Source organism: Meiothermus sp. QL-1 (assembly GCF_003351145.1).
GTDB lineage: Bacteria > Deinococcota > Deinococci > Deinococcales > Thermaceae > Meiothermus.
In genome coordinates, this window is record NZ_QQSV01000002.1 from 385,699 (window position 1) to 406,705 (window position 21,007).

20 protein-coding genes and 1 tRNA gene are annotated in these 21,007 nt (G+C 67.2%); 9 read left to right on the forward strand and 12 right to left on the reverse strand.

Features of this window, described 5'->3' with window-relative positions; all coding sequences use genetic code 11:
• Nucleotides 1–11 precede the first annotated feature (11 nt).
• Complete coding sequence (locus tag DV704_RS04645; protein ID WP_114798387.1) at nt 12–575, forward strand: GNAT family N-acetyltransferase; 564 nt, start codon at nt 12–14, stop codon at nt 573–575.
• Nucleotide 576: 1 nt separating this feature from the next.
• Here DV704_RS04645 and DV704_RS04650 read toward each other — a convergent pair whose 3' ends face one another.
• From DV704_RS04650 to DV704_RS04670, 5 genes are read right to left on the reverse strand one after another with little or no spacing between them, the layout of a single operon-like run.
• Entirely contained in the window at nt 577–1,536 is a 960-nt protein-coding gene (locus DV704_RS04650; RefSeq protein ID WP_114798388.1) for a polyprenyl synthetase family protein, read from the reverse strand.
• Between the two features lie 40 nt (nt 1,537–1,576).
• Complete coding sequence (locus tag DV704_RS04655; RefSeq protein ID WP_114798389.1) at nt 1,577–1,972, reverse strand: hypothetical protein; 396 nt, start codon at nt 1,970–1,972, stop codon at nt 1,577–1,579.
• A complete protein-coding gene (locus DV704_RS04660) occupies nt 1,969–2,610 on the reverse strand; it encodes a redox-sensing transcriptional repressor Rex (protein ID WP_114798390.1) in 642 nt (213 codons plus the stop codon). The genes DV704_RS04655 and DV704_RS04660 overlap by 4 nt, the downstream gene beginning before the upstream one ends.
• A 13-nt stretch (nt 2,611–2,623) precedes the next feature.
• The gene (locus tag DV704_RS04665) at nt 2,624–3,418 is read right to left on the reverse strand and encodes an SPOR domain-containing protein (protein WP_114798391.1); all 795 of its coding nucleotides are present in this window, start codon (nt 3,416–3,418) and stop codon (nt 2,624–2,626) included.
• A gap of 3 nt (nt 3,419–3,421) precedes the next feature.
• Entirely contained in the window at nt 3,422–4,858 is a 1,437-nt protein-coding gene (locus DV704_RS04670) for a tetratricopeptide repeat protein (protein ID WP_114798392.1), read from the reverse strand.
• A gap of 131 nt (nt 4,859–4,989) precedes the next feature.
• Between DV704_RS04670 and DV704_RS04675 the strand changes: the two genes are divergently transcribed.
• Nucleotides 4,990–5,066 (forward strand) — tRNA-Met (locus DV704_RS04675).
• 29 nt (nt 5,067–5,095) lie between these two features.
• Here DV704_RS04675 and fni read toward each other — a convergent pair.
• Nucleotides 5,096–6,118, reverse strand: a complete 1,023-nt coding sequence (fni, locus tag DV704_RS04680) for a type 2 isopentenyl-diphosphate Delta-isomerase (protein ID WP_114798393.1) — start codon at nt 6,116–6,118, stop codon at nt 5,096–5,098.
• Nucleotides 6,119–6,193: 75 nt separating this feature from the next.
• On the opposite strand from fni, the gene DV704_RS04685 reads away from it, so the two are divergent.
• The 3 genes from DV704_RS04685 to DV704_RS04695 all read left to right on the forward strand — a co-directional run bounded on the left by DV704_RS04685 (nt 6,194) and on the right by DV704_RS04695 (nt 9,236).
• Nucleotides 6,194–7,105, forward strand: a complete 912-nt coding sequence (locus DV704_RS04685) for a 2-hydroxyacid dehydrogenase (protein ID WP_114798394.1) — start codon at nt 6,194–6,196, stop codon at nt 7,103–7,105.
• 124 nt (nt 7,106–7,229) lie between these two features.
• Entirely contained in the window at nt 7,230–7,991 is a 762-nt protein-coding gene (locus tag DV704_RS04690; RefSeq protein ID WP_199489933.1) for a LamG-like jellyroll fold domain-containing protein, read from the forward strand.
• 9 nt (nt 7,992–8,000) lie between these two features.
• Nucleotides 8,001–9,236 (forward strand): ArsR family transcriptional regulator, encoded by a 1,236-nt coding sequence (locus DV704_RS04695; protein ID WP_114798395.1) that lies wholly within the window; start codon nt 8,001–8,003, stop codon nt 9,234–9,236.
• Nucleotides 9,237–9,274: 38 nt separating this feature from the next.
• On the opposite strand, the gene uvrC is transcribed toward DV704_RS04695, so the two are convergent.
• Nucleotides 9,275–11,059 (reverse strand): excinuclease ABC subunit UvrC, encoded by a 1,785-nt coding sequence (gene uvrC, locus DV704_RS04700; RefSeq protein ID WP_114798396.1) that lies wholly within the window; start codon nt 11,057–11,059, stop codon nt 9,275–9,277.
• Between the two features lie 50 nt (nt 11,060–11,109).
• On the opposite strand from uvrC, the gene DV704_RS04705 reads away from it, so the two are divergent.
• Complete coding sequence (locus DV704_RS04705; RefSeq protein ID WP_114798397.1) at nt 11,110–11,508, forward strand: NADH-quinone oxidoreductase subunit 15; 399 nt, start codon at nt 11,110–11,112, stop codon at nt 11,506–11,508.
• On the opposite strand, the gene DV704_RS04710 is transcribed toward DV704_RS04705, so the two are convergent.
• The 5 genes from DV704_RS04710 to DV704_RS04730 all read right to left on the reverse strand — a co-directional run bounded on the left by DV704_RS04710 (nt 11,509) and on the right by DV704_RS04730 (nt 15,335).
• Nucleotides 11,509–12,324 carry a cyclase family protein gene (locus tag DV704_RS04710; RefSeq protein ID WP_114798398.1) on the reverse strand — a complete coding sequence of 272 codons (816 nt, stop codon included), beginning with the start codon at nt 12,322–12,324 and terminating at the stop codon, nt 11,509–11,511.
• 54 nt (nt 12,325–12,378) lie between these two features.
• Nucleotides 12,379–12,789, reverse strand: coding sequence for a disulfide bond formation protein B (locus DV704_RS04715; protein ID WP_233498243.1), 411 nt, complete (start codon nt 12,787–12,789; stop codon nt 12,379–12,381).
• Between the two features lie 10 nt (nt 12,790–12,799).
• Entirely contained in the window at nt 12,800–13,408 is a 609-nt protein-coding gene (locus tag DV704_RS04720; RefSeq protein WP_233498244.1) for a hypothetical protein, read from the reverse strand.
• 41 nt (nt 13,409–13,449) lie between these two features.
• The gene (gene ftsY, locus DV704_RS04725) at nt 13,450–14,364 is read right to left on the reverse strand and encodes a signal recognition particle-docking protein FtsY (protein WP_114798400.1); all 915 of its coding nucleotides are present in this window, start codon (nt 14,362–14,364) and stop codon (nt 13,450–13,452) included.
• A 62-nt stretch (nt 14,365–14,426) separates the two neighbouring features.
• Nucleotides 14,427–15,335: a manganese catalase family protein gene (locus DV704_RS04730; RefSeq protein WP_114798401.1), complete on the reverse strand. Its 909-nt coding sequence runs from the start codon at nt 15,333–15,335 to the stop codon at nt 14,427–14,429.
• Nucleotides 15,336–15,435: 100 nt separating this feature from the next.
• Here DV704_RS04730 and DV704_RS04735 point away from each other — a divergent pair, with 100 nt between their 5' ends.
• Genes DV704_RS04735 through metH form a run of 3 tightly spaced genes read left to right on the forward strand, consistent with a single transcriptional unit; the run spans nt 15,436 to nt 20,977 of the window.
• Nucleotides 15,436–16,347: a hydrogen peroxide-inducible genes activator gene (locus tag DV704_RS04735; protein ID WP_114798402.1), complete on the forward strand. Its 912-nt coding sequence runs from the start codon at nt 15,436–15,438 to the stop codon at nt 16,345–16,347.
• Between the two features lie 13 nt (nt 16,348–16,360).
• Nucleotides 16,361–17,323, forward strand: coding sequence for an L-threonylcarbamoyladenylate synthase (locus tag DV704_RS04740; protein WP_114798403.1), 963 nt, complete (start codon nt 16,361–16,363; stop codon nt 17,321–17,323).
• 15 nt (nt 17,324–17,338) lie between these two features.
• Nucleotides 17,339–20,977 (forward strand): methionine synthase, encoded by a 3,639-nt coding sequence (metH, locus tag DV704_RS04745; protein ID WP_199489934.1) that lies wholly within the window; start codon nt 17,339–17,341, stop codon nt 20,975–20,977.
• Nucleotides 20,978–21,007 lie beyond the last annotated feature (30 nt).

Here is a 21,007-nt window from a genome sequence, read left to right on the forward strand (position 1 = left end):
ATGCTAGGGGTGTGACGCTCAGCAGCACCTGGCCCCGCCACGGCAAGGTCACCCTGAAGCCCTTCACCGAGCCCTTGAGCGAGACCGAGTGGCGCCGCTTTTACGAGTGCTTTCGCGACCCCGAGATCGCCGAGTGGAATGGCAGCCGCCCCCTGCGCATGCCCCTTTGGCTCTTCAAGCGGGTGGTGATGGGCGAGGTGGGCCGGGGCGACCGGCTGGGCTTCGGCATCCTGGACGAGCAAGGCGAGTGGTTGGGCACCGTGGAGCTTTACGAGCTGACCCCTAGCGAGGCCACCCTGGGCATCCTGATTGGGGCCAAGGACCGGTGGGGCCAGGGCTACGGCACCGACGCGCTCAAGGCGGTCCTGGCCTATGCCTTCGGCCACATGGGGCTGAAAAGGATCAAGCTCCGCACCTACAAGCACAATCTGCGGGCCCAGCGGGCCTTTTTGAAGGCGGGTTTTCGCTACGTGCAAAAGCCCGCCCAGAGCCCGCCCCGCCTGAGCTTTGGCCTGGGGCCCAGGCTGGAGTTCGTGGCCATGGAGATTACCAAGGAGGAGTGGGAGGGCTTCTAGCCTAGTGGGTTCGCACCTGTTCCCGCCGGGCCAGAGCCTCCAGCTCTTCCCTGGCGCTCGAGGGCGGCAGCGCGCGCAAGGCGGCAACGGCGGCCTCTACCCGCGCCGCGATGGCCGTCTCCACCCGCCGCGCTGCCCCTGAGGCCACTGCCAGCTCGCGCAGACGGGCGATGTCCCCCGGCTCGCGGCCCCGGCGCTTGAGGATGGCCCCCACCTCCTCGGGGTGCTGCTCGAGCAGGTGAAGGGTGATGAGGGTAACCTTGCCCTCGCGCACATCCCCCCCCGCGGGCTTGCCCAACACCTCTGGGCTGCCCATCAGGTCCAGGTAGTCGTCGCGCATCTGGAAGGCCTGGCCGTAGAGCCGCCCGAAACGGGCCAGGGCTTCGCGGTAGGGCAGGGGGGCCTGGCCCAGAACGGCTGCCCCCTCGCAGGCCAGCCGCATCACCGAGGCGGTCTTGCCGTCGATGATGCGCTCGTAGTTTTCCAGCGAGTGCTCGTGCAAAGCAGCCACCTGGAACTGCAGCACCTCGGCCTCTGAAAGCTCCCGGGCCACCTCGGCGAACATGGCCACCAGCTCCATCCGGTTGGTCTGGGCCAGCAGGGCCATCAGGCGAGAGAGTAGGTAGTCCCCCGAGAGGACCGAGACCGCGTTGCCGTACTTGCGGAAGGCTGCCTCCTTGCCCCGCCGGGTCTCGGCATCGTCCACCAGGTCGTCGTGCAGGAGCGAGGCCGAGTGGAGGAGCTCCACCGCCAGGGCCAGCTCCATGGCGTGGGGCACCCCCCCCAGGGCATTGCTGCTCAGGAAGACCAGCCTGGGGCGCACCCGCTTGCCCCCGGCGGTGACCAGGTCTTCCTCGATGAGCCGGATGAACTCCACCTCCGAGTAGACCACCGCTCGAAGCTGCTCCTCGAAGGCGCTGAGGAGGGTGGTGAGGTCGGGGGTGAAGTCCTTGATGCTCATCGGGGGGATTATAGCTGGGAATTGCTCCAAGGAATTGGGTCTAGGGGTTGATGATTACCTGACCGGGCAGGTTTACGACGCGCACGGTGCCATTCAGGCTCTGGGCCACGTAGCCGATGATGGCCAGGGGGCCAGGGTTGCTGCCGAAGGTAAGGGTACGGGTGATCTTGGGGCAGTCGCCGGGGGCAGTAGGGGGAAGGCACTCGGGCACGCTCGCACCGATGGAGGCAGGGGGAGCACCCGAAAAGTTGACCTGCAGAATCATGCCCGAGGGGCTGCCCAGGTAGGGCTGGATTTCAAAGACGATCTCGTAGCCTGAGGAAGTGGGGCCAGCCGAGACAGGGTTGAAGCGCACCGAGGGAATGCCGATGTCGGCGACAAAGTTGCTGCAACCGCCTAGAACAATTGCCAAAACCGGCAGCACGAGTTTTCTCATCCGAGCATCTCCTCTCTCCACCTGGGGTTGAGCGCGAAGAAGGCGAGCCGGCTCAGGCCCGCTAAGAAGTCTACATTTTCCACGGCCACTTCTTTGGGCACCTCCAGCACCACGGGGGCGAAGTTCAGGATGCCCTTGATCCCCGACTCCACCAGCCGGTTGGCCACGGCCTGGGCCGCCTCGGCGGGCACCGCCAGCAGGCCGAACTCGATGCGACGCTCGTGGATAGCCCGCGGCAGGTGTTCCATACCCTCTACGGCCAGGCCGTGGAAGTGGAGGCCCCACTTGGCCGGGTCGTGGTCGAAGAGGCCCCGCAGCTCGAAGATTTCGCTGAAGCCGGGGTAGTCGGCGATGGCCTGGCCCAGCCGGCCCATGCCCACGATGCAGAGCCCCCAGCGGCGGTTGAGGCCCAGGATCTGCCTGAGCTCGCGCCGCAGCACCTGCACGGTGTACCCCACCCCACGGGTGCCGTAGCTGCCGAAGTAGGAGAGGTCCTTGCGCACCTGGAAGGCGGTTACCTGGGCCTCCTCGGCCAGCTGCTCGGAGGAGGTGCGGTGGATGCCGCGGGCCTCGAGCTCTTCCAGGATGCGCAGATAGGTGACCAGGCGGGATATGGCGGCGCTGGGGACTCTAGCCATGAGGGGCTCCTTCCTATCGGACCTCCAGTACCTCAAGCCCCCGGGCCCGCAGGGCGGCCGCGGCGGTGGCGGTGTCCTCGAGGGGACCTACCCGCACCTTCACCAGCCCACCCTCCTCCACCAGCACCACTGGGTAGCCTGCCGCCCGCACGGCCTCAATGACCGGTTGGGCGCTTTCAGGGTTGCGGAAGGCCCCCACCTGCAGGTAGCGCCGGGTCGGGCTGGGCGGAGGGGTGGTGGGAGCCTGGCGGGTGACCCGGGGTCCGTGGTGGCTCAGGGTGCTGGCGACGCTGCGGGCCCGACCCTCGCTGGCGTAGGGCCCTACCCAGACACGGGTGAGGTTCTCGGCCGCCTCGAGGCGGACCGGGTAGCCCTCTGCCCGGAGGCTCTGGGCCAGCCGTGCGGCGTTCTCCGGCTGGCTGAAGGCCCCCACCACCACCCACCAGCTCCCTCCAGCCTCGGCGGCCAGGCTCGGACGGCGGGCCTGGGGTAGGGGAGAGGCGGGAGCCGGGTTGGGGCGGGGGGCAGGGCTTTCAGAGGGGGCGGGCTTCTCGCTCGCCTTAGGGGGAGCGGGCACCGGCTTGGGTGGGGCCTGCGGTACCGGAAGCAGCGTTATGACCGGCTCGCTTTCGCTCTGCGCCGGTGGGGCAGGGTTTTGCGGGGGTGAGGCGGTCTGGGGCTGGGGTGGGGCCTGGGTGGTGGGGGCGAAGGGGTTGACCCCGGTCAGAAAGAGCACGACGCCAATCATGATGAGCGCGACCAGCAGGAAGATCAGCGCGTCAAGCCAGTTGGTGCGAAGCCAGCCCATACTCTAGCGCAACAGCTCGCGGGCGGGGGCATACCCCAGCTCGGCCGAACGTTGCCAGGCCCGGCGGGCCTCGGCGGTGCGCCCCAAGGAGCGCAGGGCCAGGCCCAGGTTGTACCAGGCCACCGGGTTGCGGCCGTCCAGGGCCACGGCCTGGGAAAGCACCCGTTCAGCGTCGGAGTAGCGGCCGGCCGAGTAGAGGGCCGCCCCCAGGTTGGCCGCAGTGGCGGCGCTTGGGGCGAGGCTCTGGGCCCTTTCCAGCGACTGGGCCGCGGCGGCGTAGTCCTTCAGGTTGAACTGGGAGACCCCCAGGAGGAACCAAGCCTCGGCGTTGTCGGGCCTCTGCTGGGTGACCTGGCTGAGGAGCTCCACCGCCTCGCCGTAGCGGCGCAGGGTGTAGGCCGACTTGCCCTGGAGGAAGAGGGCCTCGAACCGCTCGTTCCCTTGGCTCAAGCGGGCGGCCATAGCGGCGAAGCGGCCGGCCTCGGCGGCCTGGCCCAGCCGGTCGTAGGTGGTGGCCAGCCCCAGCAGGATCCGGGGGTCATCGGGGTTTTGTGCGTAGGCGCTTTGGAAAGCCTCCAGCGCGCCGCGGGTGTTGCCCTCGCGCAACCGGGCCACGCCTAGGTTGTACTGGGCAGTCCAGAGCTTGGGGTCTAGGCGCACGGCCTCCTGCAGGGAGGCAAGCTGATCGCGTCCCTGCTGCAGGCTCGACTTCTTGAGCAGGAGCTGGGCCCGCACCGCGTTGTCCTGGGCTGCCTCCAGCCCCCGGTCGATTTCGCGCAAAGCCCGCTGGGGCAGGCCTTGCGCTACGTAGATATCGGCAATTTGGGAGATGACCAGCACGTTGCTGGGGTCGCGGCCCAGAACCTGGTAGAGCAGGGGCAGGGCTTCCAGGGGCTTGCCCGCCCGCACCAGGCTGTCGGCCAGAAGAACAGTCAGGTCGGGGTCGCCGGGTAGCTTCTCCAGCCCTCTGCGGGCTGCGCCGGCGGCGGCCTCGTGCTGCCCCTGGGCGCGCAGGGCCTTGACCTGGCCCACGTAGGCGGGTTTCAGGTCGGTGGGCCCCAGGTTGGCTTTCTCGCCCACCTCTATGGCCTTGCCAAAGGCCTCGGCGGCCTCGGCGGCCTGGCCCTGCCGGTCGCGCACCACCCCCAGGTTGAACCAGCCCTCGAAGCGGCTGGGGTCGAGCACGGTAAGCTGGGTGAACTCGAAGGCCGCCCCCCGCAGGTCGCCCAGGCGGTAGAGGGCCAGCCCCAGCCCGAAGTGGGCGGTGTAGTTGGTGAAATCGCGGGCGATGACCGCTTCGAAGCCCTGCACGGCCTCGTTGAGGCGCCCGGCCTCGAGGGCGGCCTGGGCTTGTTGTAGGGCCTGCTGTACCGCGGATGGGTTTTGCTGCGCCCAGCCCACGGAAAAAACCAGAAGCGCCGCGCACAGGAATTGTTTCATGGCCTCTCCTTCAAGCCAACCATTGGGCCTTATTCTAGCATGTGAAGTCTGCGCACAAGCGACAAATCCGGCTGGGGTCTTGACCTGAGTCCTTTTCCGACCTAATATAGACATTTGCTGCGAGTGCCCGACGCGGGGTGGAGCAGTCTGGTAGCTCGTCGGGCTCATAACCCGAAGGTCATAGGTTCAAATCCTATCCCCGCAACCAGCCTGGGCCCGGTTCGTGCCGGGCCCTTCCTACTTCACCCGCTCGATGCGGCCCAAAGCCTCGGCCGGGGTCCGGGCCCCGATGGTGTAGAGGGCGACGCGGAGCTCGTGGAGGAAAGCCTGAATCCAGGCCACCACCGCCTCGGGGCCCTCCAAAGCGGGCGCCAGCAAGGGGCGGGCCACCGCCACCGCCTGGGCCCCAAGGGCCAGGGCCTTGGCCGCGTCGATGCCGGTGCGGATGCCCCCAGAGGCGATGAGGGGCAGGTGGGGCAGGGTTTCGCGGCACTCCACCAGCGCTTCGGCGGTGGGCAGGCCGAGCTCCACCAGCTCGGGATGGACGATGCGCCCGTGGTGCACCAGCTCTTCCACCCGCGCCCAGCTCGTTCCCCCCGCCCCGGCCACGTCCAGCGCTGCGAGGGGAAGGCCGGCCAGCATCCCGGCCACCTCGCGGCCGATGCCGTGGCCCACCTCCTTCAGCAGCACAGGGAAGGGAAGCTGGGGCAGCAGCCTCTGCAGCTTGGCCACAAGGCCCCGGAAGTCGGTGTCGCCCCCGAGCTGAAGGGCTTCTTGCAGGGGGTTGGCGTGCAGCGCCAGGGCATCGGCCCCCACCAGGGCCACGGCCTCCTCCAGCTCGGCTTTGCCATAACCCCGGTTGAGCTGGGCCAGCCCCAGGTTGCCCACCAGCAGCGCGGTGGGGGCAAACGCGCGCACCTGGAAGCTGGCGCGGGCCTGGGGACGCTCGAGCATCACCCGTTGGCTGCCCAGCATCATCCCCACCCCCAGGGCCTCGGCGGCCTGGGCCAGGGCCCGGTTGATGCGGGCCCCCTGGGCCTCGCCCCCGGTCATGGCCCCGATCAGGAAGGGGGCCCGGAGGGTCTTGCCCAGGAAGGGGGTGGTGAGGTCTACTTCCTCCAAGGAGAGCTCCGGCAGGGCCCGGTAGCGCAGCCGGTAGCGCTCAAACCCGGTGGTGGTCCGGGTGTACTCGACGGGCTCGGAGAGGCAGACCTCGAGGTGCTTGCGCTTGCGCTTTTGGATGTCAGGGGGTTCCTTCACACCGGGGCGATTCTACCCGGAGGGTGAGGCCCGCTTTTTGTGCTGGGCCACCCTGGTGGGCTATAGTGGCGGGGTATGGTGCTCCTGGTTCCCGAGTCCACCGCACCTGAACATCTCGCAGGGCTGCCCGAAGGGGTGGAGGTGGCCTTTTTCCCCAAGGAGGGTCCCCTTCCGGAAAAGGTCCTGGCGGCCGAGTTCGCGGTGGCCCCCTATGGAGGGGCGCGGCGTTTCCTGGCCGAGCTGCCCCGCCTAGAACGCCTGAGGGTGGTGCAGACCCTGACGGCAGGGGTGGACTGGATCCTGCCCAGGCTGCCCGCGGGCGTGGTGCTTTGCGATGCGGCGGGGGTGCACGATGCGCCGGTGGCGGAGTGGGTTGTGGGTGCCATTCTCTCGGCCTACAAGCACTTCCCCGAGTTTCGCGATGCCCAGCGGGAAGGGCGCTGGGCCTACCGCTGGCTGGAGGACCTCGAGGGGGCCACGGTGCTTTTCCTGGGGTATGGCTCCATCGCCCGGGCCACCGAGGCTCGGCTGGCCCCTTTCGGGGTCTCCTTCCTGCGGGTGGCCCGCACGCCCCGCGAGGGGGTGCACACCCTGGCCGAGCTGGAGGGGCTTTTGCCCCAGGCCGACATCGTGGTCAACCTGCTGCCCCTCACCCCCGAGACCCGTGGGCTGGTGGGGTCTCGCCACTTCGCCTGGATGAAGCCGGGGGCCCTCTTCGTGAACGCCGGGCGGGGCAAGACGGTGGACCCCGGGGCCCTGCTCGAGGCGGTTCAGGCCCAACGGATACGCCTTTGCACCGATGTGACCGAGCCCGAACCCCTGCCCGAAGACCATCCCCTCTGGTCGCTGCCCGGGGTCTTCATTACCCCTCATGTGGCGGGGTCTACCCCTAAGCTCTTCGAGCGGGGCTTCCGGCTGGTGCGGGAGCAGGTGGCCCGCTACTTGCGGGGCGAGCCGCTTTTGAATGTGGTGCAGGAGGGCTACTAGCCGTTAACATCCTGTTCAGAGCGCGTTCACCCTAGGTGTGCTAGGTTCGCTCACGAGGCCAGCCAGAAGAGCGCCCTTTTCCCGGAAAAGTGCACCCTTTTGGCTCCCTCAGAGGGAGGACTTTATGCGGAGCGGGTATATGCTTTTGGCCCTTAGCCTGGCCCTGGGGGGCCTTTTGGCCGGGTGCTCCCCCCAGGCTGCCTGCACCACCCCCATCTGCCTCCGGGCCCACTGGCCCCTGAACGAGGCCGCGGGGGCCACGGGCGTGGCGGACATGGTGACGAACCCCATCCTCAACACCGGCACCCCCAAGCCCGGTGCCGTGGCCGCTTGGCCCAACATGACAGGGCCCATGGCGGTGAGCGGCCAGGTGGCGGGAGGCCTCTACTTCCCCGGGAACGGGGCCACCTGGGTGGAGGTCCCCTCCACCCCGGACCTCAACCTGGGGTATGGGAGCCTCTACCTGGAGGCCTTTGTGGCCCCCGTTCAGTGTGGGGCCGGAGCCTACTACCCCATCCTGGACAAGTGGGGTGGGAGTAACGGCTATACCTTCTACCTGGAGGGCACCGGGCTGGGCCAGGTGCGGGCGGCCTTGCGCCTCGGGGGGAGCATCTTTACCTCCACCCAAAGCTTTACCGCCAACTTTACCCCGCCTTCGGGGGGTATCTGGACCCAGGTGGCGGTGAAGGTGGACGGGGCCAGTGGGGTCTTCTATGTGAATGGGAACCCAGCTGGTACCTTTGCTGCCCCAGGGGGAAGCACCATCAACACCCTGCCCCTCTGGATCGGGGCCCTGCACACCCCTCCGGGCGGGATGGGCCACTGCGAGATCGGGCTGGATGAGGTCAAGATAGGAACCATCAACCCTATCTACAGCGGCCAGTAGGAGGGGAGCATGAAGCGCGCCCCTTTTGCCCTTTTTCTGCTGGTGTTGGCGGGGTGCAGCGGGGGCCTGCCGGCCCTGCAGGTGACCCTGGTGGACGGCATCGGGGAGCCCCTGCAGCCCCTGGCCGCGGCCTGGCGGCTGGGGGCTCCGCCCTTTGCCTGGAACGCCCTGCCCACGGGCCAGTTCAGCTGGAGCCTGCCCATTCCCCCTGGGGCCCGTTTCCAGGTGGCCTTCCGTTGCCCCAGCGCGGGCTCCACCGACTTCTACGTGAGCCTGGACCTCCGGCGGAGCGAGGTGGGCAACCAGCTTATGGTGCGCTGCCCCTCGGTCTACGCCAGTCCCCTGACCAGCACAAACGGAACCTTGAACGTCTCTCTCACTTCGGGCCAGGCCTTCTCCGCCCGCCACCAGGTGGCGGTCTCCGGGAGCACCTTCACCGGCCTCCAGGTGCCCCAGGGCAACGGGCGGGAGGTGGCGGTGTTCGGCGATAGCGGAGGCACCCCCCACTTTGGCCGCCTGGGGGCTTTGAACATCACCGGCCCCACCAACCTCTCCCTTACACTGAGCCCTATCACGGCCACGCTGAACGTGACCACGCCCCCCGGGTTCTTCTCCTATGCGGGGTTGGTCCTCCAGAGCTTCGTACCCGTGGACCTGGCCTCCTGGACTGGGCTTTTGCCCCCGGGTACGCCCCAGCCGGTGCCCCGGCCTGCCCTTCAGGGGGGCGACCTCTTCCAGTTCTGGACCTGCCATGGCTTTAGCTGCGCCATCCTGCGCGAGCTCTCCACCAGCCCGGCCGTGGCCCCGGGGGCTTCCCTGAACCTCAACGTTCCCCCCCTCACCCTCTCGGGAAGTGAGACCCACACCCCCACTGCCTTGCCTACCTTCAGCAACATTACCACCAGCGGGTTTAGCCCAGGCCTCTCCTTCCTGGGCTATGCCCTCCTCCTGGCGGAGCCTGGGGTGCGCTACTGGCGGCACTTCCTGAGCCCGGGGGCCCTGGGGAACGCCACCAGCTACTACGTGGACGTGGAGAACGCCCCGGGGTTTGCCGGGGTGGTGCCTACGGTGGGTTCCAGCGTCCAGCTCCGGGCCACGGCCTTTGCGGGAAACCAGCCCCTTGCCGTCCTGCTGGCCCAGCGGCCCATCCCGGAGGAGACCTTTGCCGCCCACACCCTCTTCCTGGACCGATTCTGGCCGGTGCACCTGGAGGCTGCTTTGCTTTCCGCAAGCTTTACCTGGTGAAGTGCTGGCTGGCAGGCCCTGCTGGGCCCGGCAGGGCTTCATAAGCCAAAGCTTGCCAAGGCCTCCAGCACCGCCTGGGCGCTGCGCCGGTCGAAGCCCGGCAGCCGAGCCAGTTCCTCGGCGCTGGTGGACCTGAGCTCCTCCAGGCTGGAGAAGTGCTCCAAAAGCGCCTGCTTGCGGACTGGGCCGATGCCTTTGATGCCGTCGAAGAGGCTTCGCAGGGCCTTCTGGCTTCGCTGCTTGCGGTGGAAGAGGAGGCCGTTGCGGTGGGCCTCGTCGCGGACGTGGATGAGGAGCTGCAAAGCGGGGTGGGTGAGCGGCAGCGATAGGGTGCGGCCATCGGGGAGGACCAGGGTCTCCTCGCGTTTGGCCAGCCCCACCAGCGGCAGCGCCAGCCCGGCTCGGCCGAGCCCCTTTTGTGCCGCCCGCACCTGGCCCAGCCCCCCGTCAATCAGGAGCAGGTCGGGGATGGGTAGGCTTTGGGCCAGGCTGCCCGTGAAGCGGCGGGCCAAGACCTCTTCCAAAGCGGCATAGTCGTCGGGCCGGCCCTGCAGGCCCCGGATGCGCATCCGGCGGTACTCGGCCTTCTTGGGCCTGCCCCCTTCGAAGACCACAATTGAGCCCACCGGGTTCTCGCCCAGGAGGTTCGATATGTCGTAGCCCTCGATGCGGTAGGGGCGGCGGGAGAGGCCGAGGAGCTCCATCAGCCCCTTGAGCCCAGGGTGGTCGCCCCGGCGCTCGAGCGCCCTCAGCTCGGCCTCGAGCGCAGCCTGGGCGTTCTTCTGGGCCAGCTCAATCAGGCGGGTCTTCTCGCCCCGCTGAGGCACGCGCACCTCCACCCGGCGCCCCTTGGCGCTCAGAAAGGTTGAGAAGGCTTCCTGCGCCTCCAGCGCAAAGGGCAGCAGCACCAGCGGCGGTAGAGGGGTGGCCTCGAGGTAGTAGTCGCGCAAAAAGGCCTCCAATAGCTCGGCCTCGCTGGCCTCCTTCACGCCTTCCACGAACCGGCTGATGCGCCCCAGCATCCGCCCGCCGCGCACCTGGTAGAGCTGCACCACCGCGTAATCCCCGGCCCGGGCAAAGCCGAGGAAGTCCAGGTCCCCAAGCTCAGGGTCGTAGGCCTGCTGGTGGGTGCCGAAGAAGCTCTGGATGGCCGCCATCTGGTCGCGCAGTTCGGCCGCCCGCTCGAAGTCCTGCTGCCGGGCGGCCTCGCGCATCTGGGCCTCCAGGCTGGCCTGTAGGGCCCCAATCTTTCCGTCCAGGAGTTGCTCCACCTGTTCTACCACCGCCCTGTACCGCGCGGGCTCGGCCCGGTCCACACAGGGGGCCAGGCAGCGGCCCATGGCGTGGTTAAGGCAGGGGTAGCGCCTTTTGCGGAAGGGGTAGCCCGAGTTCTTGCGCAGGGGGAAGTAGCGGTCCACCAGGCGTTTGATGCGCCGCACCGCGCTGGCCTCGGGGAAGGGCCCCCAGTAGCGGGCCCCGTCGTCCTCTACCCGCCGCACCACCATGAGCATGGGCCAGGCCTCGCGGGTGAGTTTGAGGAAGGGGTAGTGCTTGTCGTCCTTCATCAGGACGTTGTAGGGGGGCCGGTGGTGCTTGATGAGGTTGGCCTCGAGCAAAAGGGCCTCCACCTCGTCGCGTGCCAGGATGAACTCCAGATGAGTGGCCTCCTGGACAATCCGCCGCCCCTTGCCCTCGGCGTGAAAGTAACTGCCCACGCGGGCCTTCAGGTTCTTGGCCTTGCCCACGTAGAGGGTCTGCTCACCGGCCTTCCACAGATAGACCCCCGGGGCTTCGGGCAGGGGGGGAAGGTCTTCTGGTCGCATCGGGGTCTATCCTAGAACACCCCCCACCTGGCTTGTGTAAACTGGGCCCTATGAGCGCTGACCAAGACGGAATGCTCTATCAAGCCTGGGTGGAGGTCCTCGACTGGATGAGGGAGTACGCCCTTCTGCGGGGGGTGCAGTTCAGCAAGGAGTCCGACTTCCCCGACTTCATCTACCGCATGGAGCGGCCCTACGAGGTGCCCACCACCATCATGGCTGCCTCTCTTTCAGACGAGCGGGGGGAGCCCTTCTTCTTCGCCTCGGTCTCGCCCCGCCACGCCAAGCTCAAGCACATCGCCTTCCGGGTGCCCGGGGGGCACATCCACCACCACGCCCACTGGGAGGAGGGCCAGGGGCTGCTGCTCTCGGGCAGGATTCCCCTCACCAAGGGGCGGCTTTTCCAGATGGCCGACCGGGCTCGAGCCGCTTTGGTGCGGCAGAGCGCTTAGCTACCAGATAGCCATGGCCCGGGTGGGCCCGCCCGAGGCCCCCTTGTGCTTAGGCCCCCCCACGATGATCATGGCCCCGCTGGGCCGGACTGCCCCCAGGTTGGCCAGGTTCTCCAGGCCGTACTTGCCGGCCCCCAGGAAGACCACGTGGCTTTTGAAGTCCCTGGAGGCTCCGAAGTCTAGGGAGAGGGTATCCACCCCCACGCCCACGATGTTCCGTTCCCGCACCAAAAACTCGGCGGCAGCGGGGCTAAAACCGGGGTAGTGCTGCACCCCGGCGCTGTCTTGGTTCACGTAGGCCTTGGGGTCGTTGACCCGGCTTTCCCAGCCCGAGTACATGGCCACGAAGGCCCCGTTGGGCAGCCGCCCGAAGCTGCGCTCCCAGGCCAGGATGTCGTCTATGGTGACCTCGGCATCGGGGTTGCGATCGGCCTTGGCTTTGATGTTGATAACCGCCAGAGGGGCGATGAGCCGGTTTACCGGGAGGGCTTCGGCGGTGGGGGCCCCGTCCACGAAGTGGGCCGGGGCGTCCATATGGGTGCCGGTGTGCTCCCAAATTTCCAGGAGGTTGCCGTAGTAGCCGTCTTTTTTGACCGTGACCAGCTCGGTGATCCGCATGGGCCTGGCCCCGGGGAACATGGGGAAGTTGGGGGAGGCCACGTGGGTAAGGTCGAGCACGTTGCTGAAGGCCCGGCCGGCCACCTGGCCCTGGGCTTGGGCGCTGCTGGCGTAAGCGGCCAGCCCTGCCGCCAGGCCCAGGACTTCGCGACGGCTAAGATTCCTCTCTACCCAGCTCATCACGTGGGGTGCGCACATGCTGTCCTCCTCGCTTTGAACCCAGTCTAGGCCCTGGGAAAGCTCTGGCGCAACCTAGGCCTTGCGCACCCCCAAGAGGGCCAGGCTGATGAGGGCGAAGGCAATCCAGGCCTGGAGGGGGATGGGGAACTGGGGCAGGTATTCCACGTTGCAGGGGATGGGGCCCTTGCAGACGCTGGGGGCCAGGCCCGGTACCCATAGTTCCAAGAGATGGTAGCTGCTCCAGAAAAGGCCCAGGAGGGAGAGGCTAAGGGCATAGGGGCGGATGCCCGGGTCGTTGCGCCAGACCGCCAGGCCCAGCAGGAGGGCCAGGGGGTACATGGCTATCCGCTGGTACCAGCAGAGGGTGCAGGGGATGAAGTTGCGCACCTCGGAGTAGTAGAGGCTGCCCAGGGTGGCGACGAGGGCTACCAGCCAGGCGAAGGCCAGCAGGAGGGTGTTGCGGCTGCCGGAGAGCTTTTCCACCGAGCCCATTCTACAGGGCATAGCGGACGAAGCGCTGCAGCGGCTGGCCAGGAAACTCAACAGCGCTCCCCTCCGGGCGGATAAAAGGGCCCGGGTAGAGGCGACCAAGCAGGGCGCTGCCCACCCCCTGTCCCAGGCTCGAGGGCAGCACCCCCAAAAGAAGGCCCACTCCCCGTCCCACCAGTGCGGCCCCTAGGGCCTCGTGCTCTAGGTAGGCCACGAAGGCTGTGTTTTCGGGGCTTTGTAGCAGCCGCCCCACCGCCTGGGCGAAGGCTAACCGCCACTGGGGGGCTTGGTAGGCCTCGGTGATCAGGCGGGCCAGCCGCCAGGCTTCCGACCAGGGAACCTGTTCGGTTTGGATTTGGCTCGAGGCAGATTTGGGTGCGCAGAGCTCGAAAACCGCTACCGGTCGGTAGCCTCTGGCTAGAAGCCCACTGGCGTCTGCCCCTTCGGGCAGGGTGAAGGCGGGCGGGGCCCCAATGCTGCGGAAGCGCGCCTCAATCGTTGAGGTAGCTTCAGGGTCGTAGCCGAAGGCGGTGTTGGCCAGCAGCAGGGGGAAGCTAGGCTGGAGCAGGTAAGGTACCCCTGCCACCTCGCCGGAGTGAGCCCTAGAGGCCAACGGTTGGTATAGCTCGTGGAGGCACAGAGGGGTTATGGGCCTCATCCTAGCAGCGCTTCGACGAACTCGCCGGCATCGAAGGGTTGCAAGTCGTCGGCTTTTTCGCCTACCCCGATGAACTTGATGGGCACCCCCAGGGTGCGCACGATGGGCACCAGCACCCCTCCCTTGGCAGTACCGTCCAGCTTGGTCACGATTACCCCGGTGAGGCCCACGGCCTGGTGGAACTTTTTAGCCTGCTCCAGGCCGTTTTGCCCGGTGACCGCATCCAGCACCAGCCAGACCTCCCGGGGCTCGCCTGGGTCGGCCTTGGCGATGGAGCGCTTGACCTTGGCCAGCTCCTCCATCAGGTTGTGCTTGGTGTGGAGCCGGCCGGCCGTGTCCACCAAGAGAAGGTCGATTCCTCGGGCCCGGCGGGCCGAAGCCGCGTCGAAGGCTAGGGCGGCTGGGTCGGCCCCTTCAGGCCCTTGCAGGACCGGAATGCCCAGCCGCTCGCCCCACAGGCCGAGCTGGGCTCCCCCGGCTGCGCGGAAGGTGTCCCCAGCGCAGAACATCACGCTTTTGCCCTGGCTGCGGTAGTACTGCCCCAGCTTGGCGATGGTGGTGGTCTTGCCCACCCCGTTCACCCCCACCACCAGGACCACGTGGCCCTGGGGCTCCACGGGGGTCTTCTTGGCATCGGGCCTGAAGCCCGCCTTGCGGATCTTAGCTCGGAAGGGGTCGGGCTCGAGCTGCACTGTGAGGGCCTGCTTGAGGGCCTCGCGCAGGTCTTTTTTGCCCGACTGGCGCACCTCCTCGAGCACGGTCTGGGTGGCCTCCACCCCTACGTCGGCGGCAATCAGGGCCAGCTCGAGCTCCTCCAGCACCTCTTCAGGGTTTTTGCTCCAGGGAATAGCCCTCACCAGGTTTTCGCGGGTCTTGCTCAAGCCCTCGCGGAGGCGCTCTAGCCAGCTCATAGCAGCCCCCAGTCTACCGAAAAAACCCCCGCCCTAGAGGGCAGGGGCAGGAAAAGGTGGGGCTACTTGGCTTTTTCGTAGAGCTTCTTGGCGATTTCGTAAAGCTCGCCGGGGTGGAACTCGGGGGCGAACTCCGCCGCGTCGTGGCCCGCGTCGAAGACCGGCCCACCGGTGGGGGGTCCGTCCACCACCACCACGGGGCTGCCGTCCTCGGGGGAGGCCCCGTTCCACACCAGGCCCAGGTCCTGGTAGTCCGAGGGGCTGAAGCGGTAGAGGTTCTTGTGGAAGCCCAGGTCCATGTACTTCTTGGCCTCGGGGAACTTGCTGTTGTCAATGCGGGGGATGGGGAGCATCTTGGTCATCTCCACCCCCGTGAGGCTCTCCAGGGCCTTGCCGTAGGCGGCGGCGTGCACCCCGCCCCGCACCAGGAGGTAGCCGATCATCTCCCGGGCTACGGGGTTATCGGTCATCTCGTACACCCGGAGCTTGTGGGTACGGGCCGCCACCTCCAGGAAGAAGTTGTGCAGGAGGTCCAGGATCAGGTTGCCGCTGGTGAAGACGTACTCCCCGTGCCAGTGCTCCCCCATGGCCCCCATGACCAGGCTGTTGGCCCCGCCGGCAATGAAGTGGGCGGCGTTGCGGGCGTCCTTGGCATAGCCCAGGGGGGCCTGCACCGGGTCCACCCCCTCCTCCAGGTCCTGGCCGGGGTTCTTGGCCAGGAGGCTGTTGATGGTGGCCGCCACCAGCTCAATGTGCCCCAGCTCCTCGGTGGCGATGTTGGCGATGAGGTCGTAGTAGGGCTTCAGGGTCTTCTTCCCCCGGAAGTTGAAGGACTGGTACATGTAGTTCATCAGGGTGGACATCTCCCCGAAGCGCCCCCCCAAAAGGGCCTGCACCGCGGCGGCGGCGTTGGGGTCTTGCTCCTTGGGCATGGGCAGCTCGATTTGCAAACGGTCTATTCTGAGGAACATTTTCGCACCTCCTGCCCGAAGGTTTCGGGCAACTCCTACCCTAGGCAAAGAGCGGGTATAAGTCCAATAGATTTTTTTGGTAGAGCTATAGAATAAATTTATGAACCTGGAGCAGCTTCGCTACCTGGTGGTCCTGGTCGAGGAGGGCAGTTTTACCCGGGCCGCCGAACGGGTCTATCTGACCCAGCCGGCCCTGAGCATCCAGATCCGCAGGCTGGAAGAGGAGCTTGGGGTGAGGCTTTTTGACCGGCGAGAAGGAAAGCCCACCGAGGTGGGGCAGCAGGTGGTGGCGCAGGCCCGGCGGATTTTGGAGGAGGTGGAGAAGATTCGGCTTTTGGTGGGGGGAGAGGCTGGGGTTTTCCAGGGCCTTTTGCGGGTGGGGGTAATTCCCACCCTGGCCCCCTACCTCCTGCCCCGCCTGCTGCCCCAGATCACCGGGCGCTGGCCTGGGCTGGAGCTTTCTGTGCGGGAAGAGCTAACCCCCTCGATTTCGCAGGGTCTGCTGGAGGGGCGGCTGGACGCCGGCCTTGTGGCCACTTTGGAGAACCTGCCGGGCCTTGAGCGCATTCCTCTGTTCGAGGAGCGTTTCATAGCCTATGTGGCTCCTGGACACCACCTGTACGCCCAACCTGTCCTGCACCCTAAGCAGATTCCGCTCGAGGACACCTGGGTTTTGTCGGAGGGGCACTGCTTTCGTGAGCAGGTTCTCTCCATCTGCCAGCCAGGGCCCAGGCGGCGCCGGGTGGAATTTCAAAGCGGTGACCTGGAGACCCTGGTGCGGCTGGTGGAGGAGGTAGGAGGGCTCACCCTCCTGCCCGAGGTAGCCCTTTGGACCCTGCCTCCGGACCGGCGGGCCCACCTTCGTCCGCTTACCCCCCCGGGGGCGGGGCGCACCGTGTATCTAATCCTCCGGGAGGGGGCCCTTCGGCGTCCGCTGCTTTTGGACCTTTGTAAGGAGGTGCAGGCGGTTTTTGAGGGGTTGCGACGGGAGGGTGCCGGGCATTTGCTATGATGGCCGGGTTGCTATGGTGGTGCCGCCAACAGAGGAAAACCTGGAGCGCGCCGCACATCTCTTGAGGAGCGGCGGGCTGGTGGCCTTCCCGACCGAGACCGTGTACGGCCTGGGAGCCAATGCCCTAAAGGCCGAAGCGGTAGCCCGCATATTCGAGGTCAAGGGCCGCCCTACCTTCGACCCCCTAATCGTGCACGTGGCCAGCCCGGAGATGCTCTTCGGGGTGGTGGCCGAGACACCTCCCCAGGCCTCGGCCCTCATGGCCCGCTTCTGGCCCGGCCCCCTGACTCTGGTGCTGCCCAAGGCCGAGGCGGTCCCCGGCCTGGTCACCGCAGGCCTGCCCACGGTGGCGGTGCGGATGCCCGCGAACCCGGTGGCCCTGGAGCTCATCCGGCAAGCCGGGGTGCCGGTGGCCGCCCCCAGCGCCAACCCCTTCGGTTACCTGAGCCCCACCCGGGCCGAACACGTGGAGCGCACCTTGGGCAGCCGGGTAGACCTCATCCTGGACGGGGGCCGGAGCCAGTTTGGGGTGGAGTCCACCATCCTCCTGCTGGCCGAAAGACCGGTGCTTTTGCGCCATGGGGCGGTGCCCTTGGAGGTTTTGGAGGAGGTTTTAGGCCCGGTAGAGCTGCAGGTGGCGCGGGAGCACAAACCCCTGGTGCCCGGCCAGCTTCCCCACCACTACGCGCCCTCCACCCCCATCCGGCTGGCCCAGCCCCACCAGGTGCCCCCGGAGGAACGCAAGCGCTCAGGCTACCTGGCCTTTCGCGACGTGCCCAAGGGCTTCAAGGTGGTCAAGGTGCTCTCCCCCACCGGCGATTTGCGCGAGGCTGCGGCCCATCTGTTTGAGGCCCTCCATCAGCTCGACCGGCTGGGCCTCGAGGCCATCTACGCCGAACCGGTGCCGGAGGAAGGGCTCGGCCGGGCCATTATGGACCGCCTCCGGCGGGCCGCGCAGGACCCCAGCCGAGTCTAGGGGTTTTCCCCTACAATGGCTTTTGGAGGTATGGCCCGCGACTTCTTTGCCCAACAAGGCCTAGAACCCCTGGATGCCCAGGGCTACCGCCGCGAAGCGCGCCTGGTCTTTCCCTACCTGAAGGCTCTTTCAGAGCGGGTGCTGGTCTTCGACGGGGCCATGGGCACCGAGATCTTCAAGTACAACCTGACCGAGGCCGACTACGGGGGGGAGCTTTACGCGGGGTGCCCGGAGATTCTGAACCGCACCCGCCCGGAGATTATCGCGGCCATCCACCGAAGCTACCTGGAGGCCGGGGCCGATGTCATCGAGACCAACACCTTCGGCTGCCTGCCCCACGTGCTCTCGGAGTACAACCTAGAGGCGGAGGCCGAGGACTTGGCCTACGAGGCTGCCCAGCTCGCCCGGCGGGTGGCCGAGGGTTTCAGCTCGCCCGAGAAGCCTCGCTTCGTGGCAGGGGCGCTGGGTCCCGGCACCAAGCTCATCTCGCTGGGGCAGATTGGCTGGAGCGAGATGTTTGAGTCCTACCGCACCGCGGCCAGGGGCCTGCTGCGGGGTGGGGTGGACCTGATTTTGCTCGAGACCTGCCAGGACATCCTCCAGGTGCGCTGTGCGGTGCTGGCGGTGCGCCAGGCCATGCAGGATGTGGAGCGGGAGGTGCCTTTGCAGGTGCAGGTCACGGTGGAGTCCACCGGGACCATGCTGGTGGGCACCGACGATGCCGCAGCCCTGACTGTGCTGGAGACCCTGCCGGTGGACGTGGTGGGCCTCAACTGCGCGGTGGGCCCCGACCTCATGGACTCGCACATCCGCTACTTCTGCCAAAACACCACCCGCTTCACCGCTTGCCTGCCCAACGCTGGCCTGCCCAGGAACGAGGGGGGGCGGGCGGTCTTCGACCTGACCCCGGCCGAGCTGGCCCGCTGGCAGGAAAAGTTTGTGCGGGAGTACGGGCTCAACGCGGTGGGGGGGTGCTGCGGCACCGGGCCGGCGCACATCCGGGCCCTGGCCGAGGCGGTGGGGGGGCTGGCCCCCAAGGCCCCCTCGCCCCACCGCCCCGACCCCTTCGCCCAGGTGGCGAGCCTCTACCAAAGCGTGCCCCTTCGCCAGGAAAGCGGCATCCTGATTGTGGGGGAACGCACCAACGCCACCGGCAGCAAGAAGTTCCGCGAGCTTCTGTTCGCCGGGGACTTCGATGGGATGGAGGCCCTGGCCCAGGAGCAGGTGGCCGAAGGGGCCCATGTGCTCGATGTTTCGGTGGCCTGGACGGGGCGCGACGAGGTCAGGGATATGCGCGAGGTGGTGCGCCGCTTCGCCACCAGCGTACCCATCCCCATCATGGTGGACACCACCCAGCCCGAGGTGATGGAGGAGGCCCTGAAGCACCTGGGGGGGCGGGCCATTCTGAACTCGGTGAACCTCGAGGACGGCCTGGAGAAGTTCGACCGCATCGCCCGCCTGGCCAAGGCCCACGGCGCTGCTCTGGTGGCCCTGACCATCGACGAGGACAAGGAAGCCGGGATGGCCAAGACCCCCGAGCGCAAGGTGGAGATTGCCCTCCGAATGTACGAGCGGCTTACGCGGGTGCACGGGATTCCGGGTAGCTCCATCCTCTTCGACCTGCTCACCTTTCCCATCACCCAAGGCGACGAGGAGACCCGCAAACTGGCCCTGTGGACCATTGAGGGCATCCGCCGGCTGCGGGCTCTTCTGCCCGAGGTGGGTTTTATCCTGGGGGTTTCCAACGTTTCGTTTGGGCTTGCCCCCCAGGCCCGGGTGGTGCTCAACTCGGTCTTTCTGGATGAGTGCGTGAAGGCCGGGCTCACCGCGGCCATCCTGAACGCGGGAAAGATCCTGCCCATCGCCCAGATTCCCGAGGAGGCCTACCGGCTGGCCCTCGACCTCATCTACGACCGGCGGGAGTTCGGCCCCGAGGGGGAGGTGGTCTACGACCCTCTTTTCGCCTACGTGGACTACTTTGCCCGCCACAAGGCTGCTTCAGGCAAGAGCCGCGACCCTCTGAGCGGGCTTGCGCTGGAGGAGCGGCTCAAAAAGCGCATCATCGAGGGGCGGAAGGTGGGCCTCGAGGCCGATTTGGAGGAGGCCCTCCAGCGCTACAGCCCGGTGGATATCATCAACAAGATTCTGCTGGAGGGGATGAAGGTGGTGGGCGACCTCTTCGGCGAGGGCAGGATGCAGCTTCCCTTTGTGCTGCAGGCTGCTGAGACCATGAAGGCCGCGGTGCGCTACCTGGAGCCCAGAATGGAGCGGCTGGAGGGGGTGCACAAGGGCACCATGGTGCTGGCCACGGTCAAGGGCGATGTGCACGATATCGGCAAAAACCTGGTGGACATCATCCTCTCCAACAACGGTTACAGGGTGGTGAACCTGGGCATCAAGAAGCCCATCGAGGAGATTCTGGCCGCGGTAGAGGAGCACAAGCCCGATGCGGTGGGGATGAGCGGGCTTCTGGTCAAGAGCACCGTGGTGATGAAGGAGAACCTGGAGTACATGGCTGCCAGGGGCTACAGCATCCCTGTGGTGCTCGGGGGGGCGGCGTTGAACCGCCACTATGTGGAGAACGACCTGCGCCGGGCCTACCCCACCGGCCCGGTCTACTATGCCTCGGATGCCTTCGACGGCCTCCAAATCATGGAGGAGCTGACCGGCCACGCCCCACCCCGGCTCACCAGCTACGAGGTAAGCGGCCACAAGTACAAAACCGCCTACGAGATTTTGCAGGAGAAGCTCAAGGCCGGCTCGGCCTACATTCCCTCCAACACCCCGCCCGCCCCCCGCATCCCCAGGCCTCCCTTCTGGGGCCGGCGGGTGGTGGACAAAAGCGAGCTGGAGATTGGGGTCATCTCCCGCTATGTGAACAAGAACGCCCTCTTCCGGGGGCAGTGGGGGTTTCGCCGGGGGGAGATGAGCCCGGAGGAGTACCAGGCCTACCTCGAGCGGCTGGCCGAACCCATGTTTGAGGAGATGGTGCTGCAGGCTCTGGCCGAGGACTGGCTCGAGCCCGCGGTGGTCTACGGCTACTGGCCGGTGGCCTCGGACAAGAACGACCTGATCGTTTTCGATCCCGACTCTGGGGCAGAGCTATTCCGCTTCAACTTTCCCCGCCAGATGGGCGCAGGCTCCCGCCACCTCTGCATCGCCGACTTCTTCCGCCCCCGCTTCGCCGAGCCCCTCGGCGATGAGGCCGAGTGGTTCCCCAAGGCGGCCTGGGAGAATGGGGCCCGGGATGTGCTGGCCGCCCAGGTGGTGACCATGGGGCGGAAGGTGAGCGAGGTGGCCCAGCGGCTCTTCCAGGCCGATGCTTACCAGGACTACCTCTACCTGCACGGCTTCTCGGTGGAGATGGCCGAGGCGTTGGCCGAGTACTGGCACAAGCGCATCCGCCAGCAGCTTGGCATCGCCCAGGACGATGCCACCAGCCTGGAGGAGCTCTTCCGCCAGGGCTACCAGGGCAGCCGCTACAGCTTCGGCTATCCAGCCTGCCCCCGCCTGGAGGACCAAAAGTACCTGCAGGAGCTCTTGAAGTGGCAGGAGGTGGGCATCGAGCTCTCCGAGGAGTACCAGCTCGTGCCGGAGCAGTCCACCAGCGCCATCATCGTGCACCACCCCAAGGCCAAGTACTTCAACCTCTGACTCCAAGACCCGCCCCTGCTTGCGGCCTGG